The organism is Enterobacter sp. E20 (assembly GCF_000801755.2).
In the GTDB taxonomy this organism is placed as follows: domain Bacteria; phylum Pseudomonadota; class Gammaproteobacteria; order Enterobacterales; family Enterobacteriaceae; genus Enterobacter; species Enterobacter asburiae_B.
The window spans coordinates 3,167,428-3,181,381 of the sequence record NZ_CP012999.1 but is presented as its reverse complement, the minus strand read 5'-3'; the positions used below and the strand labels follow the sequence as shown (position 1 = coordinate 3,181,381).

The following is a 13,954-nucleotide window of genomic DNA, read 5'->3' as shown; positions in this document are numbered from 1 at the left end:
TAAAGTGCCTGTGTGAACACCGTGCGGGCCTTTTCTCATACAGCCAATATCCGCACCCTCTCACGGTAAGGTTAGGCCATTGCCGCTGGCTGTATCAGAAAAGCATCGCAGAGCGATTAGCCAGCAGGCCACTGCACCGAAGGTGTTTACCCTTGGTAAAGTGCTCCGCACCGATAGCTAACCCGTTTTCGGGTGTAGAAGAATTTTCTCCGACCTTGGATCGGGGATTTGCCAAAGCCTTTCATCCTCGGAAGGCCGTCTTGCCAGACGAAAACTGGCATTGAGTGCGGCAGCGAAGATATGAGGTCTCCCGCTGCTGTGCTCCCTCATTCCTGAAGCGTGACCCACCGATCACGCTTTCCAAATCTCTCCATCAGAAAACACCATCGTGAAGCGATTAGCAACGCATGTTGCTAACCCGTAAACGGGTGAAATTCATCTATCCGATGATCTACCAACCGGGGCAGGCGCTTTCCTGCCTCCGGCTCTTTTTCTGCATGGAACATGAAGTGAAGAAAGTCGCTGATAGCGGCTTTCTTTTCGCCCCTCAATGGCAAATTTGCCAGAGAAATAATAACGCCATCATTGGCGATGACCTGAATGGAGATTCAAGACTGTGAAACTGGAAGATTATCCAAAAACGTATAACAACGTGGTGAAGAATTCTGCAACGGCCAATTTTGACCGCAGAGCGATTGTATTCGCGACACTCGCACAGGCTGTGGAACCAGGTTCCGTGGTGACCTCTACCGGAACGCTTTACACCTCTGGGACTGATGCGCTTCTGTGCCTCTCCTGCGCTGAGGCAGGTTCTGATGTTCCTGTCATCGTGGCTGACCGCCTGATTTATGTGTACCCAGAAGCAATCCGCGCCGTAATGGGTTCAGCAACAAATGCAGCACTAGCAGCATTGACCGCTAACGGAAACATTCGCCTGACCTCTGACGATGTTGTCATCGCAGAATAACTAACAAGAAAAGGACTTCAAAATGGCTATTAAATCATTTGATTATGTTGACTACAGCAAGGTGTTTCGCACTCAGGTTCCGCAGAGTAATTTACTACTGACCCACCTCAATGTATTTGCAGACCGTCAGATCGCGGATTCCCACAAAGTTAGTGTGGATCGTATCCAAGAGGCATCTATTGGTGTGGATGCGCCGTTGATGCGTTTCAGTTCGGAGTGGGGGACTATCGAGAAGCCGACCGCTGGATCGTATTTATACGAGCTTGTATGGCGCGGTGTGACGGATCGCGTAACTTCAGCCGATCTGAAAGGTTACCGTAAGCCGGGCAGCACTATTGAGCAGTCTCTTGATGAGATTGAGGCCAATAAGTTTATTCAGATGCGTGCCAAGTTTGAACGCTCCCGCGAATACGCCTATTGGCAGACGCTGATCTTCAACAAGGTTGATGCATTTGGTACACAGCAGAGTGAGATCGACTGGGCTGTAGAGTTTGGACTGAACCAGCGAACCGCTGACCTTCATCAGGATGTTGGTGATGATCCGATGCGCGATATTGACGATCAGGTCAGTGCCACAAAAGCACTGATGGGTGGTCTGACTCAATACCTTCGTGGCTGGGTTCTGCTGTGTGGCTCTGATGCCTACCGTGCTGTGCGCTATCACCCACAAATCCGGGAGCTATTAGTTTACGGAAATGGTCTGGTTGGTTCTGATGTGCTGTTCCCGTCTGACGTTCTGCCGGGCTTCAGTTCCTTTATGTTGGGTTCTGTACGTCTGATTGAAGTCAGCGATTCAGTATTCAGTGGTATCAAGTCAAACGAGGCTTTCCTTGTTCCGGTCTTTGGCAACGCTCCGGTTGACCAAAGTCTGCCAATGGGACGTTTCGTTGGTCCGTGCGCCCGCCATCTGGAGATCTCCGCTTCTGGTGATATTGAAGATTGGTATGCCTACCGTGCGTTTGATGAACTTCGAAACCGCAACCTGTACTCAGAAAGTAGCCTTCTGGCATACAACTTCAGGCCGGATCTGGTTTGTAAGCTGACACTGCTACCAACGGCATAAAAAAGCGGTTTGTGGGAGCGCATTGCTCCCGCTGCCAGGCGAGGCAAAGGAAAGGAGATTTACATATGCACATGAAACTGTTCAATTCGAAAGGCCTGCCACTTCTGGCAATGAGTCTGGATAACCAATCCGATAAATGGCTGAACCTGTCAGCCATTGCTAGATACTTCAATGTTCCCCGTAGCACATTTCTACAGCGCGTGAACGATTACGGCTGGGAGTCAGCATTAGCTCACTTTGAGCAGCAGCGAAAGAAAAAACTGAAAGCATAAGAGCCGGGTTAATCCCGGCTTTTTTATAACAATTTTTCAACTTTGTGAAACGGGACCGATTTGAAAAGGTATCCTTGAACTCCCCAAATACCAACCTCCTGTAGAAGGTCGAGATACTGTCTGCTTTCTACGCCTTCCACCACTATCTTATCGCAGTACCGCTTTATATTTTTTATCAATAGAGGAAATGTGGGTTTATCAATTTGTTCATTAAAGAAATGACGGTCAATCTTCGCCACTTCGAAGTAACCCTCAAGCAGGCTGGCAACATTTGCATTTCCGGCTCCCAGATCATCCAGCCACAGGGAGTTAACACCCTGACATAATGATTTCAGAATCGGGCTTTTAAGCCCTTGTTCAAGACCAGGAAAATCTTCTGAAACTTCAAGTTTGATAAATGGCATGGAACTGACGGTTAGTTGTAACAAACCGTCATGCCTTAAGAGTGTCGCCATATCGTAGTCAACATTGAGCGAGCAGAACAACCCGTGATGCTCGAACCAGTCCTGCTTACTGGCTATGACCCCAAACTGTTTGTAGAGAAAAAGGCGTTTCTGATCGAAATCCAATCCTGAAATGACAAACGCTGGGTGAAGGGGGCGTTTGGACTCTGAGACAAACCGCGTAAGAAGTTCGACTCCTAACAGCTTACCTTCAAGGTTCATGATGGGTTCAGCAATGAATTCAGAGTGCATGTTACGTTCCAGTTGAGTGATAACTACCTGATAATGCACCTTTAAAAATTATTGATCAATAATAACGATCAATAATCAAATAATGATCGATAAAAACGATAAGTGTATCTTTTTGAAATGTAATGATAATTTATTTTTAAGATTAATCTTGTGTTGAGAAACAAGAGCAGGTCTTTTTCATCACATTCATATCTACGGGTTCGAAAACGACGAAAGATCACAACTAAACGAGGCTGGGGAAACCCGGCCTTTTTGTCGTTTGAATGTGGGACACAACGTGGGACACAAACTGGGACACAGAGCATTTTTTATGGTTGAGTCTTTGGCTTTCCGCTGGCATGATCCAGAACAGGGATTAACGGGACGTTAATCGCAAGCTTTTGATTTTGATTTATTTGACTCGGGGTGCCCCATCACTGATGGGCTGAGAAATACCCGTATTACCTGATCTGGATAATGCCAGCGTAGGGAAGTCAGATGCCTTCCCGGTCATCGCTTCTTCACGCAAGGCAGGAGCGAACCCATGCAGCCTGACCTGCTCGATTTACACGTTTTACACCACTTCCGAACCCGTTCTCCGCTGACCCACTGTATGACCAACGATGTCGTACAGACCTTTACCGCCAACGTTTTGCTGGCGCTTGGCGCCTCACCCGCGATGGTGATTGAGGCCGAAGAGGCTGAACAGTTTGCCGCGATTGCCGATGCGCTGCTGATTAATGTTGGCACGCTGACCTCGCCGCGCGCCCAGTCGATGCGCCGGGCAATTGAAAGCGCGGTGGCGGCAGGCAAGCCCTGGACGCTGGACCCGGTTGCCGCGGGTGCCCTGACGTTACGCACCCGTTTTTGCCATCAAATCCTTGCTCTGAAACCGGCCGCCATTCGCGGCAATGCCTCCGAGATTCTGGCCCTTGCCGGAATGAGCGCGGGCGGGCGCGGCGTCGATACGACCGATACCGCAGCCAGCGCGGTGCCCGCCGCACAGGCGCTGGCTCGCCAGACCAATGCCGTTGTGGTCGTCACCGGCGAGGTGGATTACATCACCGACGGACAACGCACACGCACGATAACGGGCGGCGATCCGTTGATGACGCGCGTAGTGGGAACCGGATGCGCGCTTTCTGCCGTTGTGGCGGCGAGCTGTTCGCTGCCGGGCGAACGGATGGATAACGTCGCTGCCGCCTGCGGATGGATGAAGCGGGCCGGAACGGTGGCCGTTGCGCAGTCACGCGGGCCAGGCAGTTTTGCCAGCGCGTTCCTGGATGCGCTCTATACGCTGGAGGAACAGGCATGAAGCGGATTAACGCCCTGACCATTGCCGGCACCGATCCCAGCGGCGGCGCGGGTATCCAGGCCGATCTCAAAACCTTCTCGGCCCTTGGCGCGTACGGCTGCTCGGTCATTACCGCGCTGGTGGCGCAAAACACGCGCGGCGTGCAGTCGGTCTACCGTATTGAGCCGGATTTTGTTGCCGCGCAGCTGGATTCAGTATTCAGCGATGTGCGCATCGATACCACCAAGATCGGCATGCTGGCCGAGACGGACATTGTGGAGGCGGTGGCCGAGCGGCTTAAACGCTATCAGGTGCAAAACGTGGTGCTGGATACCGTCATGCTGGCAAAAAGCGGCGACCCGCTGCTCTCCACCTCCGCCGTGGAGACGCTGCGTACAAAGCTACTGCCGCAGGTGGCGCTTATCACGCCCAATCTGCCGGAGGCCGCCGCGCTGTTAGGCACATCGCATGCGCAAACTGAACGCGAGATGAAAGCGCAGGGAAACGCGCTGCTGGCGATGGGCTGCGGGGCGGTGCTGATGAAGGGCGGTCATCTGGATGACGCTGAAAGCCCGGACTGGCTCTTTACCCGCGACGGCGAAGTACGCTTTACCGCGCCGCGCGTGCAGACCAAAAACACCCACGGCACGGGCTGCACGCTCTCCGCCGCGCTGGCGGCGCTGCGCCCGCGGCATGAAGGCTGGGCCGATACGGTGCGCGAAGCGAAAACCTGGCTCTCGGCGGCGCTGGCAAAAGCCGATACTCTGGAAGTGGGTCACGGTATTGGGCCGGTTCATCATTTTCATGCATGGTGGTAACCCAGTATACTGGCAGGAAACACCACGCCTGAGAAAACAGAGATGGAACAAGCGCATACCCGGTTAATCGCTCAACTGAATGAACGGATCGCCGCGCCTGACAACACGCCGCTGTACCTGAAATTTGCCGAAACGGTAAAAAACGCGGTGCGCAGCGGGGTGCTGGAGCACGGGAATATTTTGCCCGGCGAGCGCGATCTGAGCCAGTTAACCGGGGTGTCGCGCATCACCGTGCGAAAGGCGATGCAGGCGCTGGAGGAAGAGGGCGTGGTGACGCGCTCCCGTGGCTATGGCACGCAAATCAACAATATCTTTGAATATTCGCTGAAAGAGGCGCGCGGCTTTTCCCAGCAGGTGGTGCTGCGCGGCCAAAAGCCTAATACGCTGTGGGTCAACAAGCGGGTGGTGAAGTGCCCGGAAGAGGTCGCAAACCACCTGTCGATTCCTCCGGAAAGCGAGGTCTTTTTGCTCAAGCGCATTCGCTATGTGGATGACGATGCTGTGTCGATTGAAGAGTCCTGGGTGCCGGTCGGGCTCATTCCCGATCCGGATGCGATTGGCATTTCGCTGTATGACTACTTCCGCAGTCAGAATATTTTCCCGCAGCGCACCCGTTCACGGGTTAGCGCCCGCATGCCGGACAGCGAGTTTCAGGCGCACATTAAGATGGACGAAAAAATACCGGTGCTGGTGATCAAGCAGGTTGCGCTTGACCAACAGCACCGGCCGATTGAGTACAGCATCAGCTACTGCCGCAGCGATCTATACGTCTTTGTGTGCGAGGAATAATTCGTCGCGAGTCGGGGCGCAGTCCCCGCCGCGGTGGCTGACCACCCAGGACGCCACGGCATTCCCCAGCAGAACGGCGTCTGCCAGTGACCATCCCGCCGCCAGCCCGGCAAGCGTGCCGCCCGCGTGGCTGTCGCCAGCGCCAATGGTGTCCACAACCGTCGCCGGGAACGCCGGAACAACGCCCGCATCGTCGCCGTCATACCACGCGGCACCGTCTTTATCATGACGCACAATCAGCGCGGCGCCGAAGCGCTGCTGCCACTCCGCCCCCAGGTTGTCAGCCGCTACGCCCAGTCGTTCGGCTGCGATCTCTGCTTCCTGACGATTAAGCGACACGATCGGCCTGCAGGCCATAATCCGCGCCATCAGAGCGTCGGGAATATCCGCGATGCGGGGGCCGAAATCGATAAAGGCCGTCACGTCCTGTAATCCCTCCAGCCAGCGAGTCAGCAGCTCGCCGCACGGCGAGGCCAGCTGATAGCCGGATAAATAGACCAGGCTGTTCGACGGGATGTTAAGCACTTCAAGCCAGCGCTGCTGCCACTGGTTCTCCACGCCGCTAAAGGACATAAAGGTGCGCTCGCCGTCTGGCTCCACCAGCGCCAGGCACCAGCCGTTGTCGCCGGTTTCGGCCTCAATGGCGCTGTGCAGATCCTGCTTCGCCATGGCGTTGCGGATAATATCCGCCCAGACGCCGTGGCCGACGGGCAGGGCGTTTTGCGACGCAATGCCGAGCCGTTTCAGGGCGATGGCAATGTTCAGCGCGCAGCCGCCGATATTCACGCCCTGCTGTTTGAGCTCGATATCGCACCCGCGCCAGGGCAGGGCGTAGGCGTCGGCGATGACGTCAATCACCGCCGCGCCCAGCACCGTTACCGGCCGCGCGGCGTGCAGGGTGTCGAGACGTTGGGCAAACGAATTCATACGCCCTCCCTTTGCTCCCGGTAGTGCAGCAGTTTCGCGCAATAGTGGCCGAAATCGAGCCGGTTAACGGCGTCGAGCTCGGCTTTGAGCGCCGGGTCAATCGCCTGCACGCCGTGGAGCGCGCCGCAGATGGCCGTCGCCATCGCGCCAATGGTGTCGGTATCGCCGCCCAGATTGGCGCATAAAACCGCGCAGCGGTTCGGGTCGGTTCCCGCCAGTTCGACCATCGCAATGGCCGCCGGAACGGACTCAATGGTGCTGGTTCCGGCCCCCACGAGCTGGTACACCTGCTCGCTGGCGGACTCAACCCCGTTGGCTTCCCGCACGGTCTTAAGCGCCAGCTCAATACGTGCCGCCAGCGATGCGCTGAAGGTGGTGCTTTTCGCCTCCTGCGCATAGCGGGCGATACCCGGCAGCGCATCGACGATGTTCTGCCAGCTTTCGCCGTCGATAGCGCGGGAAACCGCCCAGGCAATCACCACCGCGCCGGCAATGGCGAGGTCGGATTTATGGGTCGGGCTGGAGGCCAGCGCCACCTGCTCAACAAAGTGTTCCAGACGCGTGGCCGGAAGCAGGCAGCCCAGCGGGGAGGCGCGCATCGCTGCCCCGTTAGTCACGCCGTTGTTGTCCAGTTCGCTAACCGGCTTGCCGTCGCGAATCGCGTTAAGCGCGATTTTGGAAGTCGGGCCGAGCACGTTCTTATTAAACGCGTCGAAATCGAGCGCCCAGCGCAGAATATGCTTGCCGATAACGTCTGCGTTAATCTCCCCGTCGCACTCGATGAGCGCGTCCGCCAGGCACAGCGCCATTGAGGTATCGTCGGTGAACTCTGCCTGTTTGAAATAGCAGGCCGCATTATTCTCTGCCGGACCGGGTAAAAAGCGGTCGATCCAGCCGAAGTGCGCTTTGACGCGCTTTCTCGGCCACAGCTCCGACGGCATGCCCATCGCATCCCCTAACGCCTGCCCGTAAAGAGCACCGAGAACACGTTCTTGTTTCATTTAACTTCCCCTTGTGTCAGCGCGGCATCGCCATCAACCACCTCAATTGCGGCGATCTCTTTATCCGATTCGCGGAAAAACAGCATAAACAGCACGGCAATCACGGCAATCATGATTGCACCAAACGTCCACATTCCGGCCCAGTTGAAGGTCAGCCCATTCACCGGCTCTTTGTATGCGAACATTTTTTCCATCATCACGCCGCCCAGGCGGTAACCCAGCAGGCTACCAAAGCCCTGACAGCACAGCGTAATCAGGCCCTGCGCGGCGGTGCGCATGTGCACCGGCGCTTTTTTGTCCACGTAGATGTACGCGGTGACGTAATAGAAGTCGTAGCTCACGCCGTGCAGCAGAATGCCGAGGAACAGCAGGGCGTAGGTGAAGTACTGTTCCGCTCCGCCGTAAACAAAGAACCCGTAGCGGATGGCGGCGGTAATCAGGCCCAGCAGTAAGACCTTCTTAATACCAAAGCGTTTGGTAAAGAACGGCAGGGCGAGCATAAAGAAGATTTCGGAGAACTGGCCGAGCGTCATCCAGCCGGTGGCGTTTTTCATCCCCACTTCGGTGAGATAGCCGTTGGCGAAGATGTAATAGAAGGCCAGCGGCATGGCGAACAGGAACGAGCAGAAGAAGAACACCAGGAAGTTTCTGTCGCGCAGCAGGATTAACGCGTCCAGCCCGAGCATCACTTTGAAATCCAGCTTGCCGGTACTTTTCGGCGGCGTATTCGGCAGGAACAGGGCAAACACGCCGAGCAGGGCGGAGCTGGCTGCCGTCATCAGCAGCGGGATGTTGGTGTCGGAAATATCGCTGTAGCCCAGCATCTGCGGCAGGAAACCGCACGCCAGCCCGGAGGCGATCCAGCCGATGGTACCCATCACGCGGATGCGCGGGAAATCGGCCTCAACGTCGTCCACGTTGGCAAAGGCGATACTGTTGGTCAGCGCGATGGTCGGCATATAGGTCAGGGAGTAAACCAGCAGCAGCGGGAAGAAGGTGCTGAACTGGGTTTGCTGCGCGGCGAAGTACATCAGAATGGCTCCGGCGAACATCAGCACTGACAGCACTTTCTGCGCGGCGAAGAAGCGGTCCGTCAGCGAGCCGACCAGAATCGGCGAGAGGATCGCGGCAATGGCGGTACAGGCGTAAGACCAGCCGATTTCCCCGGCGGTAAAACCGCTTTTGCTCAGCCACAGCCACAGCGGCACAAACCACGCGCCCCAGATAAACCATTCAACAAACATCATGAATGACAGTTGGACTTTCGTTTTCATTTTTTAATCCTGCATGTCAGAGAGGGTACGCCTTTAACATACCACTCAATAATACCTTTTAAATACCTTTGTGGCGATTGTTTGATCAATGTAACAGTTTTGTTGTACACGAATCGAGCCAGCAGATTGTGCTGAAAAAAAAAGCAAAGAGTGGAAAATCTGTTAAGTCGGTACCAGGCTTAGTCTGCCCATAAAAGATGGGACTGGATAAACACACACCGACACGACGTCGGACTTACGGGAGTATCACATGACTGATATTGCGCAGTTGCTTGGCAAAGACGCCGACAGCCTTTTACAGCATCGTTGTATGACCATTCCAGCCGACCAGCTGTATCTGCCTGGTCATGACTACGTTGACCGCGTGATGATCGATAATAACCGTCCGCCTGCGGTCCTGCGAAATATGCAGACGCTTTACAACACCGGGCGGCTCGGCGGCACCGGGTATCTCTCTATTCTACCGGTGGACCAGGGCGTAGAGCACTCTGCGGGCGCCTCTTTTGCGGCGAACCCGCTCTACTTCGATCCGAAGAACATTGTTGAGCTGGCGATTGAAGCGGGCTGTAACTGCGTGGCCTCTACCTACGGCGTGCTGGCCTCGGTTTCGCGCCGCTATGCCCACCGCATTCCGTTCCTTGTGAAGCTGAACCACAACGAAACCCTTAGCTATCCAACCGAATATGACCAGACCCTCTACGCCAGCGTCGAGCAGGCATTCAACATGGGCGCGGTGGCGGTAGGGGCGACGATTTACTTCGGCTCCGAACAGTCCCGTCGTCAGATTGAAGAGATCTCCGCGGCGTTTGAGCGCGCGCACGAGCTGGGCATGGTCACCGTACTGTGGGCATATCTGCGCAACAACGCGTTCAAGAAAGACGGCGTGGATTACCACGTGTCTGCCGACCTGACCGGGCAGGCGAACCACCTGGCGGCGACCATCGGCGCGGATATCGTGAAGCAGAAAATGGCCGAGAATAACGGCGGCTACAAAGCGGTGAACTTTGGCTACACCGACGATCGCGTCTACAGCAAGCTGACCAGCGATAACCCGATCGACCTGGTGCGCTACCAGCTGGCGAACTGCTACATGGGCCGTGCGGGGCTGATCAACTCCGGCGGCGCGGCGGGCGGTGATACCGACCTGTCAGACGCGGTGCGTACGGCGGTGATCAACAAACGCGCGGGCGGCATGGGCCTGATCCTTGGCCGCAAGGCGTTTAAGAAATCGATGGCCGACGGCGTGAAGCTGATCAATGCGGTTCAGGACGTCTATCTGGACAGCAAAGTCACGATTGCCTGACGGCTCCATCTCCCTCTCCCCGGTGGGAGAGGGTTGGGTGAGGGCATCATTGCTCACCGTGTGATACATCAGCGCAAAAGCACGCAGTCCGGCGGTAGCCGGCACTGCAGCGCGCCGGGCAACACCTCAATGCGAAACTGCGTTCCGCTCAGCGGCTCTCCGTCGAGGTTAAAGGTCATCCCGTGCGGCGCATTCACTTCAAACCACGCCGATTTCCCGGCGATGATATTCGGACTCTCTTCCGGCTGCGTCAGCGTGGTAAACAGCGCGGGCAGCAGGCCGTCGCCCGTGAAAATACGCAGCTGGAGCTGACCGTCATTAATCAGCGCCTCCGGGCAGAGCTGCTGTCCGCCGCCCGCCTGACGCCCGTTGCCAATCCCAATTACCAGCGCATCACCCTGCCACTGAAAATCCTCGCCGCGAATTTCGCAGCGGTCAGGCTTGAGGGTGTCCATGCGCATCAGGCCGTGGATCAGGTACGACACGCCGCCCAGCGCCGCTTTCAGCTTTTCCGGCGTTTCGCTGGTGATGCGCGTGCCAAACCCGCCCGTCGCCATATTGATAAAGCAGGTTTTATCATTCACCTGCGCAATATCCACAGCGGTGGCCTTGCCGAGGATCGCCAGCTGGAGCGCTTTCTCCAGCTCCTCCGGGATCCCTGCGCTGGTGGCAAAATCATTGGCGGTGCCGAGCGGTAAAATACCCATCACCGGCCGGTTTGCCGGGGACAGGTCGATAAGCGCTGACGCAATCTCATTGATGGTGCCATCGCCGCCGCCGGAAATGATGGTGCTGACGCCAAGCCCGAGGGCTTCATTGATATAGCGTGCCGCGTCGCCTTTTTCCCACGTCACCCTGACGTGAATGCGCGCGCCGTCATCGCGCAAACCCTGAATTGCCTGACGCAACAGATCGTTGCCCGCGCTTTTGCCATTGAGAATCAATAAACTGTCTGGATAGGTTGCCATCCGCGCTGCTCCCTTTTTTAGCGTTAGTAAGAGTGTATAGCAGAGAGGTAAAAAGCGGGTAAGAACAGGATGAAAGGAACAAAATATGCCCGAAAGCGCGTTACACTCCAGCGATGGTAGTAACGTAATCACAGGAAAGTGATGATGAATAAAATTTTGGTAAGCGCGTGCCTTATGGGCTTTAAGGTTCGTCATAACGGAAGTGAAAAAGCGCGAATGAACGAGCTGCTCGCTCGCTGGCAGCAGGAACAACGTCTGGTTATCCACTGCCCTGAACTTGCGGCCGGGATGCCTGTCCCTCGTCCTCCGGCAGAGATTATGTCCGCTGATGGCAAAGACGTAATGCACGGGCAAGCCAGAATTACTGAAAATACAGGGCAGGATGTGACTGAGCAGTATCAGCTTGCAGCCTGGCTCGCGCTACGCGCTGCTCAGGAGTCGGGGTGTAGCGCAGCGCTATTAACCGATGGCAGCCCCACGTGCGGCAGTCAGTTTATTTATGACGGATCTTTTCGCGGGATCCATAAAGCGGGGAGGGGTGTGGCTGCATCGTTGCTCGCAGAGCATGGGATAGCCGTATTCTCTGAGGGGCAAATCGACGAGCTTATTGCCTGGGTTGAGGAGAGAGAAGGCAAAAAATAAGCCCGCGTAAGGGAGATTACGCAGGCTAAGGAGGTGGTTCCTGGTACAGCTAGCATTTATGGGTTATGTTTTTCAGCGGGGGGATAATACCCGTATTGAACGAAGCGGTATGTGATCCGATTCTAAGAATTATCCCAGCGCGAAAAAATTTCCCTGATTAACTATTTGCCGTGTGGGTTTCGGGTGCTTTCACCGTTGAAGTTACGCATCAGCAGCGCAAACTTCAGCTCCACCTCTTCCGGAACCGGCAGCCAGACGGTATGCCCGTCGCCCGGCGCCACGTCAATCGCCTCGCCTTTGCCGTTTTCCAGATGCTCCAGCGTAAAGTTCATGTTGCCCTGCGGGGTCATCAGCTCCAGGCTGTCGCCTTTGGTGAATTTGTTTTTCACCGCGACGGCCGCCAGCGCGCCTTTGCGCTCGCCGGTAAAGTCACCGACAAACTGCTGGCGCTCGGAAACGGAGTAGCCGTGCTCGTAGTTCTGGTAGTCATCGTGAGTATGACGACGCAGGAAGCCCTCGGTATAGCCGCGGTGCGCCAGGCCTTCCAGGGTTTCCAGCAGGCTGGTATCGAACGGTTTACCTGCCGCCGCGTCGTCGATGGCTTTGCGGTACACCTGTGCGGTACGCGCGCAGTAGTAATAGGATTTGGTGCGGCCTTCGATCTTCAGAGAGTGCACGCCCATCTGGGTCAGACGTTCGACGTGGGCGATAGCGCGCAGATCTTTCGAGTTCATGATGTAGGTGCCGTGTTCGTCCTCAAAGGCGGTCATGTACTCGCCCGGACGTTTGGCTTCTTCAATCATAAACACGCTGTCGGTTGGCGCGCCGATGCCCAGCGTCGGCTCAACGTTGGTCACCGGAATAGGCTCGTGCTTGTGCACGATATTACCGACGTCATCCTCTTTGCCTTCCTGGACGTTATATTCCCAGCGGCAGGCGTTGGTGCAGGTGCCCTGGTTCGGGTCGCGCTTGTTGATATAGCCGGAGAGCAGGCAGCGGCCGGAGTAGGCCATGCACAGCGCGCCGTGAACGAAGATTTCGATTTCCATATCCGGCACCTGGGTGCGGATCTCTTCGATCTCTTCCAGAGACAGCTCGCGAGAAAGAATAACGCGGGTCAGCCCCATCTGCTTCCAGAACTTCACCGTCGCCCAGTTGACGGCGTTTGCCTGTACGGATAGGTGAATATCCATCTCCGGGAAGTTCTCCCGAACCAGCATGATTAAACCCGGGTCCGACATGATCAGCGCGTCCGGCCCCATATCCACAACGGGCTTCAGGTCACGGATAAACGTTTTCAGCTTGGCGTTGTGCGGCGCAATGTTCACGACCACGTAGAATTTCTTGCCCAGGGCATGCGCTTCGTTGATGCCGAGTTGCAGGTTCTCGTGGTTGAATTCGTTGTTACGCACGCGCAGCGAGTAGCGCGGCTGGCCCGCATAAACGGCGTCGGCACCATAGGCGAAAGCGTAACGCATATTTTGCAGCGTTCCCGCCGGGGAAAGGAGTTCCGGTTTAAACATGTTTGTTCTCGTTCTGATGACAGGTCAGATCCGCGTGCACCAGGTGCAGCGGTAAGGGGAGATCCCCCACTTTAAGGGCGGGCATTGTAGCGCTGCGGGGCAGGGAGGTAAAGCGCTAGGTTTTTAATTAGCTAAATAAAAAATTTGCAGATTTATTCTAAGGTGTATATTTTTTGCTTTTAATGTGACTCAATACAGTGCTATTTTAACGAATTGTATAGGTTAATCAAATTAACATTTTAGGTTGAAAGAATGCTACGGAATACTGAACCAATTACTGGTGGTTTACTTAACAAACGAGCTAATTATGCTGTTGAATATAAAGTAGAGGGTGTACGATTAGATTAGTTGGGGATTTATTAACTATGAGATTAATGTGTTTGTTTTACAAACGAATATATAATGTTGTATAAGAGTTAAATAAATATATTTTTCAAGT

At 55.4% G+C, this 13,954-nt stretch carries 14 protein-coding genes and 1 riboswitch; of the genes, 8 read left to right on the top strand and 6 right to left on the bottom strand.

Features of this window, described 5'->3' with window-relative positions:
- Positions 1-616 precede the first annotated feature (616 nt).
- The 3 genes from NI40_RS14825 to NI40_RS14815 all read left to right on the top strand — a co-directional run bounded on the left by NI40_RS14825 (position 617) and on the right by NI40_RS14815 (position 2,302).
- Positions 617-967, top strand: coding sequence for a hypothetical protein (locus NI40_RS14825; protein WP_039263130.1), 351 nt, complete (start codon positions 617-619; stop codon positions 965-967).
- Positions 968-989: 22 nt separating this feature from the next.
- Complete coding sequence (locus tag NI40_RS14820) at positions 990-2,030, top strand: major capsid protein (RefSeq protein WP_039263129.1); 1,041 nt, start codon at positions 990-992, stop codon at positions 2,028-2,030.
- A gap of 65 nt (positions 2,031-2,095) precedes the next feature.
- Positions 2,096-2,302, top strand: coding sequence for a hypothetical protein (locus tag NI40_RS14815; RefSeq protein WP_039263128.1), 207 nt, complete (start codon positions 2,096-2,098; stop codon positions 2,300-2,302).
- Between the two features lie 23 nt (positions 2,303-2,325).
- Here NI40_RS14815 and NI40_RS14810 read toward each other — a convergent pair whose 3' ends face one another.
- A complete protein-coding gene (locus NI40_RS14810) occupies positions 2,326-2,997 on the bottom strand; it encodes an EAL domain-containing protein (RefSeq protein ID WP_039263127.1) in 672 nt (223 codons plus the stop codon).
- A 391-nt stretch (positions 2,998-3,388) separates the two neighbouring features.
- A riboswitch (TPP riboswitch) is annotated at positions 3,389-3,485 on the top strand.
- Between the two features lie 35 nt (positions 3,486-3,520).
- On the opposite strand from NI40_RS14810, the gene thiM reads away from it, so the two are divergent.
- From thiM to NI40_RS14795, 3 genes are read left to right on the top strand one after another with little or no spacing between them, the layout of a single operon-like run.
- Complete coding sequence (thiM, locus tag NI40_RS14805; RefSeq protein ID WP_039263126.1) at positions 3,521-4,291, top strand: hydroxyethylthiazole kinase; 771 nt, start codon at positions 3,521-3,523, stop codon at positions 4,289-4,291.
- Positions 4,288-5,088: a bifunctional hydroxymethylpyrimidine kinase/phosphomethylpyrimidine kinase gene (gene thiD / locus NI40_RS14800; protein WP_039263125.1), complete on the top strand. Its 801-nt coding sequence runs from the start codon at positions 4,288-4,290 to the stop codon at positions 5,086-5,088. Before thiM ends, thiD begins: the two co-directional genes overlap by 4 nt.
- 42 nt (positions 5,089-5,130) lie before the next feature.
- Positions 5,131-5,877, top strand: a complete 747-nt coding sequence (locus NI40_RS14795; RefSeq protein WP_039263124.1) for a GntR family transcriptional regulator — start codon at positions 5,131-5,133, stop codon at positions 5,875-5,877.
- On the opposite strand, the gene NI40_RS14790 is transcribed toward NI40_RS14795, so the two are convergent.
- The 3 genes from NI40_RS14790 to NI40_RS14780 are packed head-to-tail and all read right to left on the bottom strand — an operon-like array spanning position 5,851 to position 9,079.
- Positions 5,851-6,804: a PfkB family carbohydrate kinase gene (locus NI40_RS14790; protein ID WP_039263123.1), complete on the bottom strand. Its 954-nt coding sequence runs from the start codon at positions 6,802-6,804 to the stop codon at positions 5,851-5,853. The two genes, NI40_RS14795 and NI40_RS14790, sit on opposite strands and share 27 nt — an antisense overlap.
- Complete coding sequence (locus NI40_RS14785; protein WP_039263122.1) at positions 6,801-7,805, bottom strand: ADP-ribosylglycohydrolase family protein; 1,005 nt, start codon at positions 7,803-7,805, stop codon at positions 6,801-6,803. The genes NI40_RS14790 and NI40_RS14785 overlap by 4 nt, the downstream gene beginning before the upstream one ends.
- Positions 7,802-9,079: a nucleoside permease gene (locus NI40_RS14780; protein WP_039263121.1), complete on the bottom strand. Its 1,278-nt coding sequence runs from the start codon at positions 9,077-9,079 to the stop codon at positions 7,802-7,804. The genes NI40_RS14785 and NI40_RS14780 overlap by 4 nt, the downstream gene beginning before the upstream one ends.
- A gap of 250 nt (positions 9,080-9,329) precedes the next feature.
- Here NI40_RS14780 and fbaB point away from each other — a divergent pair, with 250 nt between their 5' ends.
- On the top strand, positions 9,330-10,382 hold the full coding sequence (gene fbaB, locus NI40_RS14775) for a class I fructose-bisphosphate aldolase (RefSeq protein ID WP_023312424.1): 1,053 nt from the start codon (positions 9,330-9,332) through the stop codon (positions 10,380-10,382).
- 68 nt (positions 10,383-10,450) lie between these two features.
- On the opposite strand, the gene yegS is transcribed toward fbaB, so the two are convergent.
- Positions 10,451-11,350: a lipid kinase YegS gene (gene yegS, locus NI40_RS14770; protein ID WP_039263120.1), complete on the bottom strand. Its 900-nt coding sequence runs from the start codon at positions 11,348-11,350 to the stop codon at positions 10,451-10,453.
- A 141-nt stretch (positions 11,351-11,491) separates the two neighbouring features.
- On the opposite strand from yegS, the gene NI40_RS14765 reads away from it, so the two are divergent.
- On the top strand, positions 11,492-11,992 hold the full coding sequence (locus NI40_RS14765) for a DUF523 domain-containing protein (protein ID WP_039263119.1): 501 nt from the start codon (positions 11,492-11,494) through the stop codon (positions 11,990-11,992).
- A gap of 161 nt (positions 11,993-12,153) precedes the next feature.
- On the opposite strand, the gene trhP is transcribed toward NI40_RS14765, so the two are convergent.
- The gene (trhP, locus tag NI40_RS14760; protein WP_023312421.1) at positions 12,154-13,515 is read right to left on the bottom strand and encodes a prephenate-dependent tRNA uridine(34) hydroxylase TrhP; all 1,362 of its coding nucleotides are present in this window, start codon (positions 13,513-13,515) and stop codon (positions 12,154-12,156) included.
- Positions 13,516-13,954: the final 439 nt, after the last annotated feature.

What these genes read in the sequence shown, in the direction of transcription:
- NI40_RS14785 (WP_039263122.1), bottom strand. Translation starts at nt 7,805, where the DNA reads ATGAAACAAGAACGTGTTCTCGGTGCTCTTTACGGGCAGGCGTTAGGG.
- fbaB (WP_023312424.1), top strand. Translation starts at nt 9,330, where the DNA reads ATGACTGATATTGCGCAGTTGCTTGGCAAAGACGCCGACAGCCTTTTA.
- NI40_RS14815 (WP_039263128.1), top strand. Translation starts at nt 2,096, where the DNA reads ATGCACATGAAACTGTTCAATTCGAAAGGCCTGCCACTTCTGGCAATG.
- yegS (WP_039263120.1), bottom strand. Translation starts at nt 11,350, where the DNA reads ATGGCAACCTATCCAGACAGTTTATTGATTCTCAATGGCAAAAGCGCG.
- NI40_RS14765 (WP_039263119.1), top strand. Translation starts at nt 11,492, where the DNA reads ATGATGAATAAAATTTTGGTAAGCGCGTGCCTTATGGGCTTTAAGGTT.
- NI40_RS14780 (WP_039263121.1), bottom strand. Translation starts at nt 9,079, where the DNA reads ATGAAAACGAAAGTCCAACTGTCATTCATGATGTTTGTTGAATGGTTT.
- NI40_RS14790 (WP_039263123.1), bottom strand. Translation starts at nt 6,804, where the DNA reads ATGAATTCGTTTGCCCAACGTCTCGACACCCTGCACGCCGCGCGGCCG.
- thiD (WP_039263125.1), top strand. Translation starts at nt 4,288, where the DNA reads ATGAAGCGGATTAACGCCCTGACCATTGCCGGCACCGATCCCAGCGGC.
- NI40_RS14820 (WP_039263129.1), top strand. Translation starts at nt 990, where the DNA reads ATGGCTATTAAATCATTTGATTATGTTGACTACAGCAAGGTGTTTCGC.
- trhP (WP_023312421.1), bottom strand. Translation starts at nt 13,515, where the DNA reads ATGTTTAAACCGGAACTCCTTTCCCCGGCGGGAACGCTGCAAAATATG.
- NI40_RS14795 (WP_039263124.1), top strand. Translation starts at nt 5,131, where the DNA reads ATGGAACAAGCGCATACCCGGTTAATCGCTCAACTGAATGAACGGATC.
- NI40_RS14810 (WP_039263127.1), bottom strand. Translation starts at nt 2,997, where the DNA reads ATGCACTCTGAATTCATTGCTGAACCCATCATGAACCTTGAAGGTAAG.
- thiM (WP_039263126.1), top strand. Translation starts at nt 3,521, where the DNA reads ATGCAGCCTGACCTGCTCGATTTACACGTTTTACACCACTTCCGAACC.